General features: G+C 60.9%; 21 protein-coding genes. 8 read left to right on the plus strand and 13 right to left on the minus strand.

Features of this window, described 5'->3' with window-relative positions; all coding sequences use genetic code 11:
* The first annotated feature begins 141 nt into the window (after nucleotides 1-141).
* Nucleotides 142-810, plus strand: coding sequence for a global nitrogen regulator NtcA (ntcA, locus tag GKIL_RS10865; RefSeq protein WP_023173632.1), 669 nt, complete (start codon nucleotides 142-144; stop codon nucleotides 808-810).
* Nucleotides 811-886: 76 nt separating this feature from the next.
* On the opposite strand, the gene atpA is transcribed toward ntcA, so the two are convergent.
* The 8 genes from atpA to GKIL_RS24745 all read right to left on the minus strand — a co-directional run bounded on the left by atpA (nucleotide 887) and on the right by GKIL_RS24745 (nucleotide 5863).
* Nucleotides 887-2437 (minus strand): F0F1 ATP synthase subunit alpha, encoded by a 1551-nt coding sequence (gene atpA / locus GKIL_RS10870; protein ID WP_023173633.1) that lies wholly within the window; start codon nucleotides 2435-2437, stop codon nucleotides 887-889.
* 17 nt (nucleotides 2438-2454) lie between these two features.
* A complete protein-coding gene (gene atpH, locus GKIL_RS10875) occupies nucleotides 2455-3006 on the minus strand; it encodes an ATP synthase F1 subunit delta (protein ID WP_023173634.1) in 552 nt (183 codons plus the stop codon).
* A 3-nt stretch (nucleotides 3007-3009) separates the two neighbouring features.
* Entirely contained in the window at nucleotides 3010-3537 is a 528-nt protein-coding gene (locus tag GKIL_RS10880; RefSeq protein ID WP_023173635.1) for a F0F1 ATP synthase subunit B, read from the minus strand.
* A complete protein-coding gene (locus tag GKIL_RS10885; protein WP_023173636.1) occupies nucleotides 3534-4055 on the minus strand; it encodes a F0F1 ATP synthase subunit B' in 522 nt (173 codons plus the stop codon). Before GKIL_RS10885 ends, GKIL_RS10880 begins: the two co-directional genes overlap by 4 nt.
* Nucleotides 4056-4080: 25 nt before the next feature.
* Nucleotides 4081-4335 (minus strand): ATP synthase F0 subunit C, encoded by a 255-nt coding sequence (atpE, locus tag GKIL_RS10890; RefSeq protein ID WP_023173637.1) that lies wholly within the window; start codon nucleotides 4333-4335, stop codon nucleotides 4081-4083.
* Nucleotides 4336-4386: 51 nt separating this feature from the next.
* Nucleotides 4387-5118 (minus strand): F0F1 ATP synthase subunit A, encoded by a 732-nt coding sequence (atpB, locus tag GKIL_RS10895; protein WP_023173638.1) that lies wholly within the window; start codon nucleotides 5116-5118, stop codon nucleotides 4387-4389.
* Complete coding sequence (locus GKIL_RS10900; RefSeq protein ID WP_023173639.1) at nucleotides 5115-5549, minus strand: ATP synthase subunit I; 435 nt, start codon at nucleotides 5547-5549, stop codon at nucleotides 5115-5117. The genes atpB and GKIL_RS10900 overlap by 4 nt, the downstream gene beginning before the upstream one ends.
* Nucleotides 5550-5689: 140 nt before the next feature.
* The gene (locus GKIL_RS24745; RefSeq protein ID WP_023173641.1) at nucleotides 5690-5863 is read right to left on the minus strand and encodes a hypothetical protein; all 174 of its coding nucleotides are present in this window, start codon (nucleotides 5861-5863) and stop codon (nucleotides 5690-5692) included.
* A gap of 33 nt (nucleotides 5864-5896) precedes the next feature.
* Here GKIL_RS24745 and GKIL_RS24750 point away from each other — a divergent pair, with 33 nt between their 5' ends.
* The 4 genes from GKIL_RS24750 (at nucleotide 5897) to GKIL_RS10920 (ending at nucleotide 8294) form a co-directional block, all read left to right on the plus strand.
* Nucleotides 5897-6262, plus strand: a complete 366-nt coding sequence (locus tag GKIL_RS24750; protein WP_023173642.1) for an Npun_F0494 family protein — start codon at nucleotides 5897-5899, stop codon at nucleotides 6260-6262.
* Nucleotides 6263-6307: 45 nt separating this feature from the next.
* A complete protein-coding gene (locus tag GKIL_RS10910) occupies nucleotides 6308-6928 on the plus strand; it encodes a hypothetical protein (RefSeq protein ID WP_023173643.1) in 621 nt (206 codons plus the stop codon).
* A gap of 127 nt (nucleotides 6929-7055) precedes the next feature.
* A complete protein-coding gene (locus GKIL_RS10915) occupies nucleotides 7056-7361 on the plus strand; it encodes a hypothetical protein (protein WP_023173644.1) in 306 nt (101 codons plus the stop codon).
* 78 nt (nucleotides 7362-7439) lie between these two features.
* Nucleotides 7440-8294 (plus strand): metal-dependent hydrolase, encoded by an 855-nt coding sequence (locus GKIL_RS10920; protein ID WP_023173645.1) that lies wholly within the window; start codon nucleotides 7440-7442, stop codon nucleotides 8292-8294.
* Between the two features lie 10 nt (nucleotides 8295-8304).
* Here GKIL_RS10920 and GKIL_RS10925 read toward each other — a convergent pair whose 3' ends face one another.
* Nucleotides 8305-9084 carry a PHP domain-containing protein gene (locus GKIL_RS10925; RefSeq protein WP_023173646.1) on the minus strand — a complete coding sequence of 260 codons (780 nt, stop codon included), beginning with the start codon at nucleotides 9082-9084 and terminating at the stop codon, nucleotides 8305-8307.
* Nucleotides 9085-9225: 141 nt separating this feature from the next.
* Between GKIL_RS10925 and GKIL_RS10930 the strand changes: the two genes are divergently transcribed.
* Nucleotides 9226-11919: a valine--tRNA ligase gene (locus GKIL_RS10930; RefSeq protein WP_023173647.1), complete on the plus strand. Its 2694-nt coding sequence runs from the start codon at nucleotides 9226-9228 to the stop codon at nucleotides 11917-11919.
* 32 nt (nucleotides 11920-11951) lie between these two features.
* Nucleotides 11952-12617 carry a class I SAM-dependent methyltransferase gene (locus GKIL_RS10935; RefSeq protein WP_023173648.1) on the plus strand — a complete coding sequence of 222 codons (666 nt, stop codon included), beginning with the start codon at nucleotides 11952-11954 and terminating at the stop codon, nucleotides 12615-12617.
* Between the two features lie 297 nt (nucleotides 12618-12914).
* Here the strand turns inward: GKIL_RS10935 and GKIL_RS24755 are convergent, their stop codons facing one another.
* Both GKIL_RS24755 and GKIL_RS10940 read right to left on the minus strand, forming a co-directional pair.
* Nucleotides 12915-13673 (minus strand): HNH endonuclease, encoded by a 759-nt coding sequence (locus tag GKIL_RS24755; protein ID WP_223173827.1) that lies wholly within the window; start codon nucleotides 13671-13673, stop codon nucleotides 12915-12917.
* A gap of 80 nt (nucleotides 13674-13753) precedes the next feature.
* Nucleotides 13754-14809 (minus strand): fatty acid desaturase, encoded by a 1056-nt coding sequence (locus GKIL_RS10940; protein WP_023173650.1) that lies wholly within the window; start codon nucleotides 14807-14809, stop codon nucleotides 13754-13756.
* Nucleotides 14810-15202: 393 nt separating this feature from the next.
* Here GKIL_RS10940 and GKIL_RS10945 point away from each other — a divergent pair, with 393 nt between their 5' ends.
* Nucleotides 15203-19189: a magnesium chelatase subunit H gene (locus tag GKIL_RS10945; RefSeq protein WP_023173651.1), complete on the plus strand. Its 3987-nt coding sequence runs from the start codon at nucleotides 15203-15205 to the stop codon at nucleotides 19187-19189.
* Between the two features lie 25 nt (nucleotides 19190-19214).
* Here GKIL_RS10945 and GKIL_RS10950 read toward each other — a convergent pair whose 3' ends face one another.
* Together GKIL_RS10950 and GKIL_RS10955 are read right to left on the minus strand one after the other, a co-directional pair.
* Complete coding sequence (locus GKIL_RS10950; RefSeq protein WP_023173652.1) at nucleotides 19215-19772, minus strand: aspartyl/asparaginyl beta-hydroxylase domain-containing protein; 558 nt, start codon at nucleotides 19770-19772, stop codon at nucleotides 19215-19217.
* A gap of 39 nt (nucleotides 19773-19811) precedes the next feature.
* Complete coding sequence (locus GKIL_RS10955; protein ID WP_144080373.1) at nucleotides 19812-20057, minus strand: hypothetical protein; 246 nt, start codon at nucleotides 20055-20057, stop codon at nucleotides 19812-19814.
* Between the last annotated feature and the right edge of the window lie 96 nt (nucleotides 20058-20153).

Here is a 20153-nt window from a genome sequence, read left to right on the forward strand (position 1 = left end):
TTGTATGTTTACACACATCCCTGACCAAAAAATTGTTCTCTTGTGAGCCAATTTCAGCTAATTTGGTAGTCTTCAACACAATAAAGTTGCGATGCTCAGCTTAATTGTTGAGAAACTTTTACTGCTGCTGGAGAGTCCACCGTGAATTGGGACGACCCGTTCGCCAGTTTGTTTCGCCAGGCAGAAAATGGCGGTCAATTTCCGCCGGTTGTCGAACACTACGATCGGGGCAAGACGATCTTTTTTCCCGGCGATCCGGCGGTGCGCGTCTACTTTCTCAAGCGCGGTGCGGTCAAGCTCTCGCGCGTCTACGAGCACGGCGAGGAGATCACCGTTGCCCTGCTGCGCGAAAATAGTGTTTTCGGTGTTCTTTCACTGATCACGGGCCACCGCTCCGATCGCTTTTACCACGCCGTTGCCTTTACACCGGTGGACCTGATTGCCGTCGGCGTCGAGCAGATGGAGCGGATCATCCTCGAAGATCCGGATATTTCAAAGTTGCTCTTCCAGGGTCTGGCTTCGCGCATTCTCCAGACCGAGATGATGATCGAAACCCTCGCCCACCGCGACATGGGTTCGCGCCTCGAAAGCTTCCTGCTCATTCTCTGCCGCGACTTTGGTCTGCCGACCAAAGACGGTGTGACGATCGACCTCAGACTCTCGCACCAGGCGATCGCCGAAGCGATCGGTTCGACGCGGGTGACGATCACCCGGCTGCTGGGGGATCTGCGCAAGAAAAAATTGATCTCGATCAGCAAAAAACGGATTACCGTCCACGACCCGATCAAACTCGGCCAGCGCTTTGCGTAGGTAGAACCGTCTACAGTAGCTTCCAAATTCGGAGCTTGGGGCATTACCCTTCTGGGCAATGCCCCTGCTAGAGGCGTCAGGCTGACTTCTTGAAGGTGCTCTTGAAGTCGGCGATCGCTTTTTTGAGGATCTCGACCGCCTTGTCGGTGAGCTGCTGGCTGTTGCCGACTTCGCTGCCGTAGTCGGGGGCACTCTTGTCGAGGTAAGCGAGAAACTGTGCCTTAAAAGGCCCGATGTCCTTGACGGCGATATCGTCGAGGTAGCCGCTGGTGGCAGCGTAGATGATCGCCACCTGCTGGGCCACCAGAAGCGGCGAGTACTGGGGCTGCTTGAGGATCTCGCGCAGGCGCTGGCCACGGGCAAGCTGGGCCTGGGTCGCCTTGTCAAGGTCCGAGGCGAACTGGCTGAAGGCTTCGAGTTCGGCGAACTGGGCGAGTTCGAGCTTGAGCTTGCCGGCCACTTTTTTCATCGCCTTGGTCTGGGCGGCGCTGCCGACGCGGGAGACGGAGATACCGGCATCGATCGCCGGGCGCAGGCCCGAGTTAAAGAGGCCCGAGTCGAGGAAGATCTGGCCGTCGGTGATCGAGATGACGTTGGTCGGGATGTAGGCCGACACATCGCCTGCCTGGGTTTCGATGATGGGCAAAGCCGTGAGCGAACCTTCGCCTAAGTCGGGACTGAGCTTGGCGGCGCGTTCGAGCAGGCGCGAGTGCAGGTAGAAGACATCGCCCGGATAGGCTTCGCGGCCAGGGGGACGGCGCAACAATAGCGACATCTGCCGGTAGGCGACTGCCTGCTTGGAGAGGTCGTCGTAGACCAGCAGGGCAGAGTTGACTTTTTGGTTGTAGCCCGGCAGGTCGATGCCGTTGTACATCGCGTACTCACCCAGAGTACAGCCGGTGTAGGGGGCGAGGTACTGGAGGGCCGCCGGGTCGTTGGCGTTGGCGGCGACGATGATCGTGTATTCGAGGGCACCGCGCGAGCGCAAAACTTCGACGATCTGGGCGACGGTGGAGGCTTTTTGACCGATGGCGACGTAGACGCAGATGACGCCCTTGCCCTTCTGATTAAGGATGGTATCGACCGCGATCGTCGTCTTGCCGGTCTGGCGGTCGCCGATAATCAGCTCGCGCTGGCCCCGGCCAATCGGAATCATCGCGTCGATGGCAGTGATGCCGGTGGCGAGGGGTTCATAGACCGACTTGCGCTTGATGATGCCGGGAGCGGGCGATTCGAGCAATCGCGTATCGGCGGCGCTGATGTCGCCCTTGCCGTCGATGGGCCGGGCAAGGGCATCGACGACACGGCCCAAAAAGGCCGGTCCCACCGGAATCTGGGCGATGCGGCCCGTGGCGCGCACGGTGGAGCCTTCTTGAATATGGACACCCTCGCCCATCAGTACCGCGCCGACGTTGTCCTCTTCGAGGTTGAGGGCGATGCCGATCGTGCCGTCCTCAAATTCGAGCAACTCGGAAGCGGCGCACTTTTCGAGGCCATAGACGCGGGCGATGCCGTCTCCTACCTGCAGGACGGTGCCGACGTTGCTGACCTGCAATTCGTTGTTGTACTTCTGGATTTGATCGCGGATGACGGAGCTGATCTCGTCCGGTCGAATGCTGAATACCATTGACGGCTACCTCTTCTTCAAGAAAGTGTGAGCTGCAGGGTGAGCTTGCGCAACTGGCCGCGCAGGCTGGCGTCGATGATTTCATCGCCGATCTTAATAATCATGCCACCGAGCAACTCCGGGTTGATGCGCGTGCGCAATTCGACGCGCCGGGCGCTGGTGCGGGTCTGGATGCGCGCAAGCAGCGCCTCCTGTTGCTCTTGGCTCAAGGGAACGGCTGAGATCACCTCAGCCAGGGTGACCTGCTGGAGCTTGCGCAACAAAATCTGGAACTGGTTGCAGATGGGGCGCAAGAAGCCGATCCGCCGCCTATCGACCAGCAACTGCAAAAAGTTGAGCACGTAGGGATGGACCTTGCCCTCGAAGATCTGGGCGAGGACGCGCTTTTTGTCGGCGAGCGACACCAGGGGCGTCGCGAGCAACCGCTCCAGTTCGGGGTTGGCGTCCAGCACCTCAAGAAGAGCCTCGGTGGTCCTGCCGAACTCGTCGAGCAGTCCCTCCTCGGAGAGGCCCAGATCCTTGAGCGCCTCGGCGTAGCGCAGGGCAATCTGTTCGGAATCTTTTTGCATGGCTTAATCGAGTAGCTGGATGCTTTGATCGAGCAGGCGGCGCTGGGTCTGCTCGTCGAGTTCGCCCGGCAGGCGCTGCTGCAGCCTTGAGAGGGCGTCGCGGATCACCTGCAGGCGCACCTGGGCCAGGGCGCGCTGCTGCTCGCTCTGGAGATCCTGCTCGATGCTGTCGCGGATGCGGGCAATGTCAGCCTGGGCCTGATCGAGAACCTGGGTACGGACGCGCTCGGCGTTGGTGCGCGCCTCGGCCAGAATTTGCTGGGCCTGGGCCTGGGCTGTCGAGAGGTTGTTGCGGGCAACGACCAGTTCCTGCTCGGCCTGACGGCCCCGGTCCTCGACTTCGCGGATGCTGCTTTCGATCTCAGCGCGCCGTTCGCCCAGGATGCGGCCCAGGTAGCCCCGGCCTAACCAGAACAGGAGGCCAAAGACGATGACGATGTTGAGGAGGTTGGTGTTGAGCAGGTCAAGGTTGAGGCCGAAGCGGTGCTCGGGAATCTCCACCTGGGCCAGCAGCGGAGCCAGTAGACTCATAGCCCCCTCCTGCCGCCGGTGGCGTTCAGGAGCTTGTCCCCCAGGCTGCGGCTTATCGCCTCGACCTCGGAGGCGAGGCTTGAGAGGGCGCGCTGCTTCTGGCTGTCAAGCTCAGCGCGGGCAGCGTCGATGCGCGATTGCGCTTCGGCCTGGGCCTGGGACACCTGCTGGGCGCGGATCTGCTGGGCCTCGGCTTCGGCTTTGGCAATCACCTGCTGGGCTTCGAGGCGGACCGTGCGCAACTCCTGCTCGTACTGCTCGGCGAGGGCCTTGGCCTCGTCAAAGCGCCGCTGGGCACTGGTGGCGTTCGAGCGGATGTACTCGCTGCGCTCCTCGACCACCCGCGAGATCGGGCGGTAAAAAAAAGCGTTGAGCAGCACCATCAAGACGAGAAACTGGACAATCTGCAAAAGCAGCGTGCCACCAAAGTCGAACAGTCCGCCGGAGGTTGCTTCGCTGCCAGCCTCCGCCAGCAGGGCAGGGGCGATTAGCCAGCCTGGATCAAAGAGCGTACTCACCTTCCCACTCCTTCAGCCGCGTAGATCAGCCCTTGAAGGGGTTGGCGAAGATCAAGACGATGGCGATGAGTAGACCATAGATCGTCAAGCTTTCCATGAAGGCGAGCGAGAGGAGCAGCGTACCGCGAATGCGGCCTTCGACCTCGGGCTGGCGGGCAATACCTTCGGCGGCTTTGCTGGCAGCGATACCCTGGCCGATGCCGGGGCCGATCGCCGCCAGACCAACGGCCAGACCGGCACCGATAACCGAGGCAGCAGCAATAATTGAGGCGGGGTTCATTGGGATCCTCCTGAGAATCTAACGTCCAACAAGGTAAAAAACGGGCACGCCTTACTCGTGCTCCGCGTGATGGTCCTCGACAGCCTCACCGATATAAGAAGCAGCGAGCGTTGCAAAGACCAGAGCCTGGATAGCGCCTGTAAACAAGAACAGGACCATCAGAGGAGCCGGTACCAGAATCGGCACCAGCAAGACGAGTACACCGACCACCAGCTCCTCAGCAAGAATGTTGCCAAATAGACGAATGCTGAGCGAGAGGGGCCGGGTAAAAAATTCGAGTACCCAGACAGCCGCCAGAATCGGCGACTCAAGGTAGTGCTTGAAGTAGCCGACGCCGGACTTGCGGATACCGGCGAACAGGTAGGCTACCAGGGCGATCAGAGCCAGACCGACGGTGGTGTTGATGTCGTTGGTAGGCGATGCCAGTTCGCCCTCCGGCAGGTGGACGAGCTTGAGGGGCAACTGCCCCAGCCAGTTCGACAAAAAGACAAACAAGAAGATCGTGCCCACCAGCGGCAGCCACTTGCGATATTCTTTTTCGCCGATCTGGTCGCGGGCGATGCTTGCGAGAAAGTCGTAGACGTACTCGAGGAAATTTTGATAACCCACCGGCACCCGCTGCAACTTGCGCGTTCCAAAGAAAGTCGCAGCGAGCAGGACCGCAATCACGATCCAGGTGGTGAGCATCGTCTCGCCGTGAACCGTGAGTGGCCCGAGGTTCCAGACAAGATGCTTGCCAACTTCGACGTCGGCGAGTGTCAAGGTTTCAAGCGCCAACTTCATCCACCTATCCTCCGAGTGCCGGCCCAGTTGCCCTCGCCATACAGCGTGCGCAGCGTGTCGAACAAAATCGCCGCCTTGACCGTCAAAAAGCCAAAAAATGCCGGCAGAATCTGCAGGGTTCCGGATTTGATCACCAGGATCATCACCGCCGCAAAGACGCCGATGCGGCCAAAGGAACCCACCTTGCCACCCGCAGCACCGATGCCGCTGACGCTGCGATCGAGCATCCGCAGATAAAGAAGGCCGCTCGCGGCTCCAACCAGATAACTGAGCGCTGTGTTGAACGAGTAGGTGACAAGAACAATCGCAAACGCCGCCGCTGCAATAGCCATCGTTGTCAGATAAATTCTGCGCTTGAGGGCCTTGTACTCAGCTAATGGATCCTCCGCTGCCCCCGGCTGTGACCCGTCGGCCTGCAACTCGCTCACCATCTTCGTTCAGCAACCCCAGATTGTCTTCACAACAGGCATCCGGCATCACTATACCACAGGGAACGCAACAAACCTTCAAGAATTAATAGGAATTTTTACTCATCGATTCTGCAGCAAAAAAGCGAGGGGCGACCGGCCCCCTAGAGCCCAAACAGGCGCGACAGCAGAAAGTAGACAAAAAATACCGCTCCTGCCGTCAGCACCACCAACCCGCCCGCCAGCATCAGCGCCTCCTCGCGCTGGTGCCAGCCGCGCTCGACAAGGTGAATCGCCCAGGTGAGGAGGGCCGCTGCTATAATGACAGTTGTTAACATATCTTCACAATAGCAGAGAAATGGGCGCGGTCGATGGATTTTCAGCAACAGACGATCGAGCGGGCGGAGCGGGCGATTCGCCTGGGAGCCATCCTGCCTGCGGGGCTGGTGCCGATGGCAGAGCGCAGTGTCGCAGCGGCGGAGCTGGCGGGGCGCTCGGGGTTGCAACTGGGATACACGCGGCAGGCACTGTCGGCGGCGGCGGTTGAAGCGGAGTTGATGTGGCTCTTTAAGGTAGGGGTGGTGCGCCGCGAGGTGGACGGCCAGGGGATCACCGATCGCTTTCGACTGACGCCCCTGGGGGCACAGGTTCTGGTCCGACTCAAGGACACCCATTCCCTCGCGCCGCTCACCCTGGTGGACGCATGGCACAATCAGTTTACCCGCTGGCTTTCTTAGAAGGCTCTGCTAAACTACATCTGGTGTCAAGCTACCGGATTAGCCATGGACGCAGCGCTAAAGATCGTTCTTGAGAAGGCCCGTTCCCTGGAGTTGCGCGCCCTGCGCACCGAGGTAAGCGTACTTAAGGATGTGCTGGTGGTACGGGCGGTGCTGCAGCTGGCTGGTCAGGAATTTACGGCCCACGCCGTCGCCGAGCGCCCCTCGGCTCTCGAGCGCGCCGAGGACGAAGCCCAACTGCGCGTCTTTGCCCTGGCCGGTATCGAGCCGAGCCGTAATCTGGTTGCGCTCTCCTCGCCCCACGACACTGCTCCGGATCTCAAACCCGCCACCCCTGCGCCGCAGGTCACCCCAGTTGCTGTCGAACCTGCTTCTCGGAGTGGCCTTTTTGACAACAGTGGTCCGCTCGTACCCGAAAACGATCCAACCGACGCAGAGATCAGCTTTGAGCCGGACGACGAACCTTTTGATCGCGAGGCATTGATGGGCGAGGTGCTCAGCTTGATGTCAGCTATCAAGATGGAGCCCAAGGAAGGCCGCGCTTATTTGATCGCCACTTACAACAAGCGCAGCCGCACCGAGCTGAGCGATGAAGAACTGCAAAGTTTCGTCGAGTACCTGCGCGCCCAGCACCACACCCGCCAGTACTCGCCTCTGCCGTTCTAAGGACAAAGAGCGACAGGCAATCGACTGCGATTGAAATATATCGCAATAATTCTCAACGGCTGCTCAAATTTCACTACAATTTACGTATCCAGCTGGCAAGGCCAGGCACGGGCGGAGGGCAGCGACGATGAACGGCTTGGACAAGTTTACAAAAAAATACCGTCTGGTATGTACGCTTACTTACGGAGACATCTACGGGCAGGTGGTGATCTGGCTGGGGGTGATCTTCGTCAGTCTGGCGGTGGCGCTGGCGACGATGAACAATCAGCCCTTGCTCTCGGTGATGTTGCTGGGTCTGATTCTGGTGGTGTCGCTGCCTTTTTTGCTCTTCTCGTTTGTGACGACCCTTTTTAATCACATCGAGGTGATGCAGACCAACCTTGGCGACGACCGGCCTCTGCAGACCAAGTCCTACACGCGCACCAACGATTAAAAGCACTGTCAGCCACAGATAGGTCGCGAATCGTACAATGCCCAGGTGGCTTCCCGGTTCGGTATCTGTGAGGTGCCCATGGTTTCTGTCGCGTCTTTGAAACGCTCAACGGCTCTGGTCTTTGCGGCATTGCTTTTGTTTATCTGGGCTATTTGTCCCGGCGCTGCCCAGCCGCAGACCCAGCTTGTCTGGTACGGCCAGTCCGCCTTTAAGCTCGTCACCCCCGCCGGTCATGTGCTCTTTATCGACCCCTGGCTGCTCAACCCGGTCAACAAAAACGGCAAGAACGACCTCGCCCAGGTAGACAAAGCGGATTTGATCTTGATCAGCCACGGCCACTTCGATCACGTCGGCCAGGCGGGCGAGATTGCCAGGCGTACCGGGGCAAAGCTCGTCACCACCCTCGATCTGGGCAACGCCCTGGCCCGCTACGGCGGCTTTCCCAAAGATCAGATGAGCTACCAGACGCTCGGTAACTTTGGCGGGGTGCTCTCGTTTTTCGATGGCGAAGTCAAAGTGGCCCTCGTGCCCGCCGTGCATAGCTCCCACGTCAACGGCAAAGACATCGGAGCCACCGGCGACGACGAGTATCACTGGGGCGGTGCCCCCGCCGGGTTCGTCATCGTCGTCAAAGGCGGTCCCACGATCTATCACACCGGCGATACGGACCTGTTCGGCGACATGCGCTACGTCCCCCAGTTCGGCAAGATCGACCTGATGCTCGCCTGCATCGGCGATCACTTTACGATGGGACCGGCGCGGGCCGCCGAGGCCGTCGCCTTAGTCGATCCAGCAAAAGTCGTGCCGATGCACTACGGCACCTTCGTGCCGCTGATGACTGGCACACCGGAGCAATTCGCCAGTGAACTCAAGCAGCGCAAACTCGATGGCAAGTTGCTGCTGCTGCGCGTCGGTGTGCCGATGACGTTTTAGGCATCAAGCATCAGCGGACGCACGACCCGGCAGCCAGCCAGTCCGATTCAAGCTCGACGGGCGGGAGGAGGCCATTTTGTTGTGTACCGGACCAGCCGTGAAAGTCGTGGCTGCCCCAGCAGGCTTTGCCCCGTTCCCGCGCCTGCTGCCCCCAGAAGCGCCGGGCGGTGGGGGGATGGTCGGGGTGGATCACTTCGATCGCATCGACCGCCTCGATGAGCGGCTCCAGATCCGGCAGTTCCGGGTAGCGGCCCGGATGGGCGAGGCCGATTTCGGCTTTCGATTCGCGCAGCCAATCAATCGCCTCGCGCCAGTGGGGAATGCGCGGCCTGAGCCGCTCCAGGTACGCCTCACCGTGGGCGGCGGCCCAGGCGTTGACGGCCTGGCGGGTACTCACCGTCTGGCACAGATAATCGATCGCCTGCTCGCGGGTAGTCGGGTCGAAGGCGAGGGTGGCGAGCTTTTCGTCGCCGGTCGCCCCCAGAAAACCTTCCTGCCAGAGGCGGTTGTATTCGTCTTGAAAGTAGCGGGTGTGCGCAAGGAGCCTGCCTGCCGGCATCACCCCCAGACCCAGCAGATGGACCTCGGTGCCGTCGTCGCTGAAGCAGCTGAGTTCGATGCCAGGAATCACCCAATCGGGAAGAGCCTCCAGGCTCTGCCAGCCCGCCACCGAGTTGTGGTCGGTCATGGCGAGGCGTTCGTAACCGAGCGCCTTTGCCTGGGCGATCAGTGCCGCCGGACTGTAGCGCCCATCGGAGAAGCAGGTGTGGTTGTGCAGGCCGACCAGCATGGCATTCCTCCTGGATCGTCTCTACCGTAATCACTGTCGGCCCGCCGCTGCAAGTTGCCTGCAACACTTCCGGCGCTATTTCAGCACATTCGTCCCGGACGATACCATAGATAAACCGCACCGCCAGAGCAACCGACCCCTATGGCCCGTACCCTGCCCAGCCAATACGACCCAGCGACCGCCGAGCCGCACTGGCAACGGTTCTGGCGGTCCCACGGCTTTTATTCGCCCGACGCCGACGCTCCCGGCGAGCCCTTCAGCATCGTTTTGCCGCCCCCCAACGTGACGGGCTCGCTGCACATGGGCCACGCCCTCACCTTTACCCTGCCGGATGTGATCGTCCGCTACAAGCGCATGAAGGGCTACAAGACGCTCTGGGTTCCAGGCACGGATCACGCGAGCATCGCCGTACACACAGTCCTCGAAAAGCAGTTGCGTGCGGAAGGCAAAAATCGCTTCGATCTGGGACGGGCGGCGTTCTTAGAGCGCGCCTGGCAGTGGAAAGAAAAATCCCACGGCGAGATTGCAGGCCAGCTTGAGCGCCTCGGGCTGTCGCTTGACTGGACGCGGGAGTGCTTTACCCTCGATCCGGAACGCAGCCGGGCGGTGGTGAAAGTGTTCGTCGATCTATTTCGTAAAGGCCGGATCTACCGGGGCAAGTACCTGGTCAACTGGTCGCCCGCTTCCCAGACCGTCGTCTCCGATCTGGAAGTCGAGGACAAAGAAATAAAAGGCCACCTCTGGCATCTGCGCTACCCGGTCGCCGACAGCGACGAATTTTTAGTCGTCGCCACCACCCGCCCCGAGACGATGCTGGGAGACACAGCCGTGGCTGTCCACCCCGACGACCCGCGCTACAAGCATTTGATCGGACGGCAGATCGAATTGCCGATTGTTGGTCGCCGCATCCCGATCGTGGCGGACCCAGCGGTAGAGCGCGAATTTGGCAGCGGTGCGGTCAAAGTCACCCCCGCCCACGATCCGAACGACTTTGAGATTGGCCGCCGCCACGATCTGCCGCTGATCAACCTGCTCAACCCGGACGGCACCTACAACGAGAACGCCGGTCCCTACGCCGGGCTGGACCGCTTCGTGGTGCGCAAAAAAGTAATCGCCCAGGCGGAGGCGGAAGGCTGGCTCGTCAGGACCGAAGATTACGTCCACAACGTGCCCCATTCGGAGCGGGGGGGCGAACCCATCGAACCCTACCTCTCGGACCAGTGGTTCCTCGATGTCTCCGAGATGGCTGAACGGGCGCTCGCCGCCTTCGACGACGACAATCTGCCCGCCTTCGTGCCGGAGCGCTGGGGCAAGGTCTACCGCGACTGGCTGGTGCGCATCCGGCCCTGGTGTATTTCCCGGCAACTGTGGTGGGGCCACCAGATCCCCGCCTGGTACATCGAAGGCCAAGAAGGCGCGTTCGTCGTCGCCACGGGCGAAGCCGAAGCCTACGACCTTGCCCGCGCCCAGTACGGAACGGACGTGCAACTCAGGCGCGACCAGGACGTGCTCGACACCTGGTTCAGCTCGGGGCTCTGGCCCTTTACCACCCTGGGCTGGCCCGCCGAAACGGAAGACTTCCGCGTCTTCTACCCGAACACGTTGATGGCGACGGGTTTTGACATCATCTTCTTCTGGGTGGCGCGCATGACGATGCTGGCCGGGGAATTCACGGGTCAGACGCCCTTTGGCACTGTCTACATCAACGGCCTGGTGCGGGATGAGAAAGGGGCCAAGATGTCGAAGACCAAGGGGAACGGCATCGACCCGCTGGCGCTTATCGACAAGTACGGCACTGACGCCCTGCGCTACACCCTCGTGCGCGAGGTGGCCGGAGCCGGTCAGGACGTGCGCCTCGATTACAACCGCAAGACCGGCGAATCGAGCGCCGTCGATGCCAGCCGCCGCTTCGCCAACAAGATCTGGAACGCCAGCCGCTTCGTACTGATGAACCTGGACGAATTGACCCCTGCTCAGTTGGAGTTACCGGCTGAGGACGACCTCACCCTGGCGGACCGCTGGATCTTGGGCCGCTTGAGCGAGACCGCCCGGCAACTGAACGACATGCTCGATCGCTACGCCCTGGGCGAAGGGGCGCGACTACTGTACGAATTTATCTGGGACGATTTTTGCGACTGGTACGTGGAGCTGGCCAAGCCCCGCCTGGAGAACCTGCAGACCCGCCGGGGCGTCCAGCAGGTACTCGCCTGCGTCCTCGATCGGATATTGCGACTGTTGCACCCGTGGATGCCCCACCTCAGCGAGGAGATCTGGCAGTTGTTGCACCAACCCACAGATAACCAGTCGATTGCCCTGCAACCGTACCCGAGCGGCGAGGAGTTGCTCCTTGACATTCCTGCCAGTTTCACGCTCATGCAGCAGCTCGTGCGCACGATCCGCAACCTGCGCGCCTTTGCCCAACTGCCTCCCGCCCGGAGCGTGCCGGAGGTGCGTCTGGTGACGAGCGACCCCGCCGAGCGGGCTGCCATCGAGCAGACCCGTTCTGAAATTTGCTACCTGGCCCGCGTCGAACATCTGCTCACAGACGAGCAAGCTCCTGCCAGCCTGGGGCGGGTAGCGGCGGGCGTCACCGGCACCGTGCAGGTGCTTCTGCCCCTCGAAGGACTGGTGGATGTCCCGGCTCTGGCGGCAAAGCTCAAACAGTCGCTCGAAAAATTGGCCAGAGAAGCGAGCGTGCTCACCGCCCGGCTGGATAACGCGAGCTACATCGCAAACGCCCCGGCAGAACTGGTGGCCGACAGCCGCGCCCGCCTCGCTGAATTGCAGACGCAATCGGCACTGTTGGGTGAGCAGTTGCAGCGGCTCGAAGGTTAAGGAGGCGCAAATTGCAGGCAGAATGGACTCCCATGCTCCAGGCCCTCGCCGAACACCGCGAGCGCGAGCACAGCGGACGCAACCCCCTGGCGCTTCTTCCGGACGAGGTGCAGGCGCTGCCCTTCTGGCGCGAGGTGGTCTCAGGCAAATTGCGCGACCGGCTGGGCCTGCCCTTCTGGCAACTGGTGAAGCCCAAAAAGAACGACCGCTGCCTCTATATCAACTGTGGCCCCAGCTTCCTCACCGATCCGTGGGTCGAATGGGGGGCGCTCTTCTGGGGACTGGACCTGGACGGAACGATGGTACGGGCCGTGCGCGCCCGCGCTCCCCGGCTCAACTCTAAATTGTTCAAAGACATGCAGGAGGGCGCTCCCCACGACCTGGACCGCTACAGCGACGGGCAGTTCGACTGTGTGATCGCCGCCGGTTTCAGCTTCTTTTTGCCGCAGGTCTACGACGAGCAGGTGCTCACCGCCATCCGGCGCGTCCTCAAACCGGAAGGCCACCTGCTCTGGGAAGCGGTCAACCCGGCTTCTCCCTGGTTCGAGGACTGGAGCATCGGCCAGATGTACCTCGGGCTGGAAGTTGTTACCGCTCCTGCCCTTACCGGCTGGCAATCCCTGTTGTCCGAAATTGGCCCGGTGCGCAGCCGCAAGGGAGGCGAGCTATTCGAGCTATTCGATGTAGCGCGGCTCTAACACCGCCAGGCGCGACCCGACTAGGACGGCAACGACGGCGACCAGAGCGACGGTAAGACCGCGAGGCGATGTCCGATCCACTGAGCGGCAACCCCACCATCCAACTAGAAAATGCCCTGTACTTAGCGCACAGGAGTAGAGACAGACATTGCTTACCACTGCATTACTGCAACAAGGCTCCCAGGTGTTTTTCGGCTACCCATCTGCAGTAACTCTCAGCCTCGATTTCGATAATCGTGCCGTGATGCACCAGCCCCAACGGGAGACTCGGGACCGGTCAATCGCTGCCACTGCCATCTACTCGAGAAAAGATTGTATTTCTTCAATCGTATAAGGCGGTACGCGACGATGGATGACCGCGTGACAGTTCGGGCAAACCGGTCTGAGATCGGCAATGGGATCAACTTCATATTCCGCGCCGACACTAGATAGAGGTTGCAGGTGATGGACATGAATGAGCCCTTTAGCGACCGAACCGTACACGCTACTCAGCTCGATCCCACAAGCGCAACAGCGTGTACCGTAGTGCTTAATGCATCGCTGGCGGGCCTCTGAATTGCGCTCATAATTATTGACCGCAATTCTGGTTATCGCTCCTTCCCAAAATGCTTCAGCGGCAGGTACCTCTTCTGGAAGCAACGTTTTAGAGAGAGTGTTTTTGGGCAATGCTTTATTTGGTGCTAAGTTTGGGTACTGGCAGCAACACCATTCAAAGGCATTGTTGATTCTTGAAAACGTACTCTCGCCGAGGTGTTGACCAAACCGATACCCGAGGTTACGCCAAGTTAGCCGTTCTAGAGTTTGTGCTGTGTAACATTTATAGCGGGTTGTCGCGTCCTCCCAGCCAGCTTTGAACTGCCCTCGACGACGCTCATTTGGTGGCTTACGGACATCAGCAATAACTGTGATATTTCTGCAGACCCGCTCGAATTGACTCGTATCATTCAAGTGATTATCTGTCTTTGTAGGCATGGCATTCAGCCCTAAGCCTCTCCTTAAAAAGTGGAGCTGTACGCTCGCCTGAACTGCCTCAAGCGGAGGAGCAACAATCGCCACACCCAGATGCTCTGCCTACTTGCGCGGCTAACCAGAAAGGACGAATTCTCCGCCGCCTATCGGTGCAATGCTCACCAAACTCACTTCACATTTCGGCAGGGCACGTAGTAGCCCGTCTCGTCGGACAGGTGGCAGTCGCGGACGATCGAGCGCAGCAGCGGCCAGGAAAATTCGGTCTCGTGCAGGTAGTCCGACCAGTGGGTGCGCAGGGCGGCGTGGGCGCGGCGCAGGTGGTAGCTCGGGATCGCGGTCGAGACGTGGTGCGGAATGTGGACGTTGATGTCATGGCAGAGAAATTCGACCCAGGCCGGGTAGGCGCAGTGGACGGTCGAAAAGAGTTGCGCTGTGACCGGTGTCCAGTGGGCAGCCGGATAAAAAGGAACGTCTGGATGGGTGTGGTGGACGAGGGTAAAGGTGCTCATCCAGAAGTGGTAGACCAGCCAGGGGATAAGCCAGAAGCTCACGATCGCCCAGGGGCCGCCCAGAAGCCAGAGCCCCGGAAAGAGCAGGCAGGCAAAGCCGGCGACGACTGCCACCGACAGGCGAGCATCGGCCTGGTCTTTGGCTTGAAAGAGCGAGGGCCGAAAGTGAACGGTGAACTGGTGAACGGCTGAAGCGAACCACCAGCCCCAGCCGCGAGCGAAGCGATAACCAGCTCTGGCTAGAGGCGGGAGGGCACGGTACTCTGCCACCGACAGGGGCCGCCAGGCGTTGTCCCGCTCGATCTGATTGGTGTAGGTGTGGTGCTGGTTGTGCTTGAGCCGCCAGCCGTGGAACGGATAGAGAAGCGGCAAAAGCAGCACGTGACCGACGATGTCGTTGGTGCGACGGCTGGTTGAAAAGCTGCGGTGGCCACAGTCGTGGGCGAGCACAAAAAAGCCGGTGAGGGCCGTGCCCGCATAAATCCAGGCGATCGGTAACAGCCACCAGGGAGCGTAGGCGATAGCCAGATATCCGAGGCCCACCAGCACGACGTTGAGTGCCACACGGCTCCAGGCTCGCGGCGCGTCGATCTCAAAGCACGCCTTGGGAATTGTGCGGATCACCGCGTTTAAGGAAGCTTGTTTTTCGAGGGCTGCGATGCGTTGCTGGTCCAGGTGGCGACGGGTGTGGGCGATACTCTTAGGCTGGACCATTCAGACTCCTGGTTTTCATGCTCCGCTCAGGGATCGGGCCGCTGAAGATGCCCGCTTGGGACTCTCACCTGTAAGGCTTGAGCAACGCGCACGTCGCCTCGATCCCCACACTGAAAAGTAATGTAACAGACAACCGCCCCTTTTCAGCAGCAATCGTTTGTTCCAGTCTGAAGCGGCGCAGGTGAGTGCTTGAAGCAGGCTCGAATAACAAACTTGATGAAGATTCGTTTCACCTGCGTTGCTTTCGCCCATTCCGGCGGGACGATGCTTGAAGATTGAGCTTACCTGGCTCCAGGCTGGGATCTCGCTTCTAGACCCGCAGGGCGTATCGGTGTAGGATACGCGCAATCCACCGGCAGGTCGTCACTCGTCGTTAAAGGATACGTGCAACTTATGCTTGCTCATCTCCATACGCCATCCACCGCCCGCATCGCTCCGCAGAGCTTAAATGGCCGCACGCTGCTCAAACTGGTCTACGTGGTGCTCGAACCGCAGTACCAGAGTGCGGTGGCCGCCGGAGCCGAGCAGATCAACCAGACCAATCCGGTTCTGGCCGTCGAGGTGAAGGGCTACTTGATCGAGGAGTTGCGCGAGGCGGAGCGCTACGCCGAATTTTGCGCCGACGTGGCTGAGGCGGATATTTTCTTTGCCTCGATGATCTTTATCGAAGATCTGGCCAACAAGATTGCCGAGGCGGTGCGTCCCCACCTCGACAACCTCAAGGCGTCGGTGATTTTTCCTTGTATGCCGCAGGTGATGCGCCTTTCAAAGGTGGGCTCGTTCTCGATGGCCAACATGGGCCAGTCCAAGGGGGCGATCGCCTCGTTCATGCGCAAGCGCAAACAGAACAACAAGGGCGGCAGCTTCCAGGAAGGGATGCTCAAGATGGTCCAGACGCTGCCCAAGATCTTGAAGTACCTGCCGGTAGAAAAGGCCCAGGACGCCCGCAACTTCATGCTGAGCTATCAGTACTGGCTGGGCGGCTCCGCCGACAACATGGCCAACCTGCTTTTGATGCTCGCCCACCACTACTTTCCGAATCAGCGCAAGCTCGCCTTCAACCCGCCCATCGAGTATCCGGATCTGGGCATCTGGCACCCGCTCGCCCCCAGGATGTTCGAGGACATCCGCGAGTATCTGACCTGGTACAACAACCGCCGCGAGCTGGCCGAAGAAATCCGCGATCCGCTCGCTCCCACCGTTGGCCTCATCCTCCAGCGCACCCATCTGGTCACAGGCGACGACGGCCATTACGTGGCGATGGTCGAAGAACTCGAATCGTCCGGGGCGCGGGTGGTGCCCATCTTTGCCGGTGGCCTCGACTGCTCCAAACCGGTCGAAAAGTTCTTTTATAACCCCGTCAACAATCAGCCCCTCGTCGATGCGGTCGTCTCTTTGACCGGCTTTTCGCTGGTGGGGGGTCCGGCCAAAAACGACCCGGAAGCGGCGATTGCGGCGATGAAAAAGCTCAACCGCCCCTACATGGTCTCGCTGCCGCTGGTCTTCCAGACCACCGAGCAGTGGGAAAGTTCCGACCTGGGATTGCATCCGGTGCAGGTGGCGCTGCAGGTGGCGCTGCCGGAACTGGACGGGGCAATTGAGCCGATTATTCTTTCTGGCCGCGATGGGGCCACCGGCAAGGCGATCCCGATGGCCGACCGCATCGAGCTGGTGGCTGCCCGCGCCCTCAAGTGGGCCAACCTGCGCAAGAAGCCCCGGCTCGCCAAAAAAGTAGCGATCACGGTTTTTTCTTTCCCGCCCGACAAGGGCAACGTCGGCACTGCCGCCTACCTCGATGTCTTCGCCTCGATCTACAACGTGATGAAGGTTCTGGCCGACAACGGCTACGACGTGGAAGGGTTACCGGCGAACGGCCACGAGCTGCTGCTCGAAGTCCTCCACGACGTTAACGCCCAGATCCGCTCCAGCGAGATCAACGTCGCCGCCCGACTGAGCGTGCAGGAGTACGAGGCGCTCACCCCCTTCAGCGATCGGCTGGTCGATAACTGGGGACCGGCACCGGGGCCGTTCAACAACGACGGCACCAATCTGGTCGTCTACGGCAAGCACTACGGCAACCTCTTTATCGGCGTGCAGCCTTCGTTCGGCTACGAGGGCGATCCGATGCGGCTGATGTTCTCCAAGTCCTGCTCGCCCCACCACGGCTTTGCCGCCTACTACACCTACATCGAAAAAGTCTGGGGGGCGGACGCGGTGCTGCACTTCGGCACCCACGGCGCGCTCGAATTTATGCCGGGTAAGCAGATGGGACTTTCGGGCAACTGCTATCCGGACCGGCTGATTGGCACCCTGCCCAACCTCTACTACTACTCGGTCAACAACCCGAGCGAGGCGACGATCGCCAAGCGCCGCTCCTACGCCTCGATCATCAGCTACCTCACGCCCCCGGCGGAGAATGCCGGACTGTACAAGGGTCTCAAAGAGTTGCAGGAACTGGTCGCCTCCTACAAGCAACTGCGCGAGAGCGAGCGCGGCGAGACGATCGCCCAGACGATCGCCGAGAAGGTGCGCCAGGTCAACCTCGACCAGGACGTGCCGGTAAGTGATCTAGCAAGCCTCGAAGACCGGGACCGGTTCGTGGGCCTCGTCTACAAGTTCTTGATGGAGATCGAGGAGCGCCTCGTCCCCTGCGACCTGCACGTCGTCGGCACCCCGCCCACCGCCACCGAGGCGATCGACACGCTGGTGGGGGTGGCGAGCTTCGATCGGCCCGAAAGGGAGACCGACGGCCTCGACCGGATGCTGGCGGTGAGCCGCAGCTGGGACATCGAGGCGCTGCAGCGCGAGGCGGAAACGGGTTCGATCGAAGCGCTCGACAAATTGCGGCAGATCAAAACCGCCGCCAAAGCTTCGGTGCGGGCTCTGGTCGATACCCAGACCGACGCCAATGGCCGCGTCTCGCGGGTGTCGCTATTGAACTTCTTCAACATGGGCACCACCGAGCCCTGGGTAGAAGCGCTCAAGTCCCACGGCTTCGTGCTCGATCCCAAGCAGCTCAAGCCGCTTTTTGCCTTCCTCGAAGAAGTGCTGGAGCGCATCGTCGCCGACAACGAACTGGGGGCTCTGGTTAAAGCCCTCGAAGGCGACTACACCCTGCCCGGTCCGGGAGGCGACACCGTGCGCAACCCGATCGTGCTGCCCACGGGCCGCAACATCCACGCCCTCGATCCCCAGTCGATTCCGACGGCTGCCGCCGTCAAGTCCGCCCAGATCGTCGTAGACCGGATGCTCGCCCGCCACAGGGCCGAAAATGGCGGTGCCTGGCCCGAGACGATCGCCACGGTCCTCTGGGGCACCGACAACATCAAGACCTACGGCGAAGCCCTCGCCCAGATTCTCGCGATGATCGGCGTCCTGCCCGCCCCCGATTCGATCGGTCGGATGAACTGTATCAAGGTGATTCCCCTTGCAGAACTGGGCAGACCCCGGATCGACGTGGTCGTCACCTGCTCGGGCATCTTCCGCGACTTGTTCCCGAACCAGATGGAACTCATCGACCTGGCGGTCAAGACCGTCGCCGAACTCGACGAGCCGCTCGATCAAAACTTCGTGCGCAAGCACGCCCTCGATCAAGCCGCCGCCCTCGGCATCTCGCCCCGCAAGGCGGCCACCCGCGTGTTCTCCAACGCCAGTGGCTCCTACGCCGCCAACGTCAACTTCGCCGTCGAGACCGGTGCCTGGGAATCCGAAGAGCAGCTGCACGAGATGTACCTGAGCCGCAAGTCCTACGCCTTCGGCACCGAGGCCAACAACCTCCAGCAGCGCGAGATCTACGAGGCCGCCCTCAAGACGGTCGATACCGCCTTCCAGAACCTCGACTCCAACGAGACGAGCATCACCGACGTCGATCACTACTTCGACTATCTGGGAGCGGTGACCGGGGTGGTCGAGAAGATGCGCGGCAAGCGGCCTGCAGTCTATATGGCCGATACCACCGCCGCCCAGGCCCGCATCCGCAGCATCGAGGAGATGGTCCGCCTCGACTCGCGCACCAAGATGCTCAACCCCAAGTGGTACGAGGGAATGCTCAAGCACGGCTTCGAGGGCGTGCGCGAGATCCAGTTCCGCCTCACCCACACCTTCGGCTGGTCCGCCACCGCCCACGCCGTCGATGGCTGGGTCTACGACGAGACCGCCGACATCTACGTCAACGACGCTCAGATGGCGGAGCGGCTCAAAAAGCTCAACCCCCACGCCTACCGCAAGATGGTCGGGACGCTCTTAGAGGCGAATGGCCGGGGCTACTGGCAGACCACGCCCGAACAGCTCGACCGCCTGCAGGAGCTGTATCAGGACCTCGAAGACGACATCGAAGGGATCGCTGAGCTGCCCGCGCTCCAGCGCCCGCCGTTGCTCTAGCCCGTTGCCCGGTCTGCAGGCCGGGCTACTTTTTTTTGAGAAAACCAAAAAGCGAAGTGAGGCCCCTGTCCGCCGGTTTGGGCGGTTCGGACAGGAGCCCTGCCGGTGCTTGAAAGTCGAGCAGCAGCACGATGCGGGTGTGCGCGCCCCTGTTCCAGGCTTCGTGCTCGGTGGTGTCATCGAAGACCAGACAGCGGCCCTCCTGCCAGGAGCGGGTCTCGTCTCCCACCCGCAGGGCGCAATTTTCGGGCACGACGAGGCCCAGGTGACAGCGCAGAAGACCGTCGGGGTAGCCCGTGTGGGGAGCGATGTGGGTGCCCGGCTTGAGGGACGAAAAACCCGCCGTCGTTAGCCCCGGAATCTGCTCGACCAGGCGGGTCGTCTCGGGGCATTGCTCGCAGTTGGCTGCTACTTTGATGCCGAAGGCGTAGAGCCCAAAGATGTCCCAGCCTTTGCCGTAGAGGTACTTTTCGGGCCAGGCGATAAAGTCGCCGTCGCCCAACTGCTCCAGTTCGCGGCGAATTGTCTGCCAGTTCGCTTCGAGAGCGGCGGTAAAGGCAAACTGTCCGGCGTCGTAGTACAAAGTCTTTCTTCTCCAGGTAGGTGCCTGCTGTGAGGGCAATTACTTTTTAGACCAGCCCCACTGCACCAGCGTCCGCCGCACGAGCAGGGCAACGATAAAGGCGAGGGTGCGCAGGGTGGCGCGCGGTCCACCGAGGCGTCTGAGCATCTGCCAGACAAAGACGACCCAGGCCCAGGCCCGGTCTATCTCCCGGCGCAGGCTGTAGGGTTCGTCTGGCGGAGCAGTGGGGACAGGAGTGGATTTGACGGGCTGTTCCATGACAGGCGGCGATTCTCGCTGACCCATCGTATCACCGCTGGGACCGGCTGTTGAGTCGGACGCTGCGTCAATTCTCCGGCAGCATCGCCGCCCTGGCATTGAGATGGATAAAGTATTTTTAGG

The sequence above is a fragment of the Gloeobacter kilaueensis JS1 genome (assembly GCF_000484535.1).
GTDB classification, from domain to species: domain Bacteria; phylum Cyanobacteriota; class Cyanobacteriia; order Gloeobacterales; family Gloeobacteraceae; genus Gloeobacter; species Gloeobacter kilaueensis.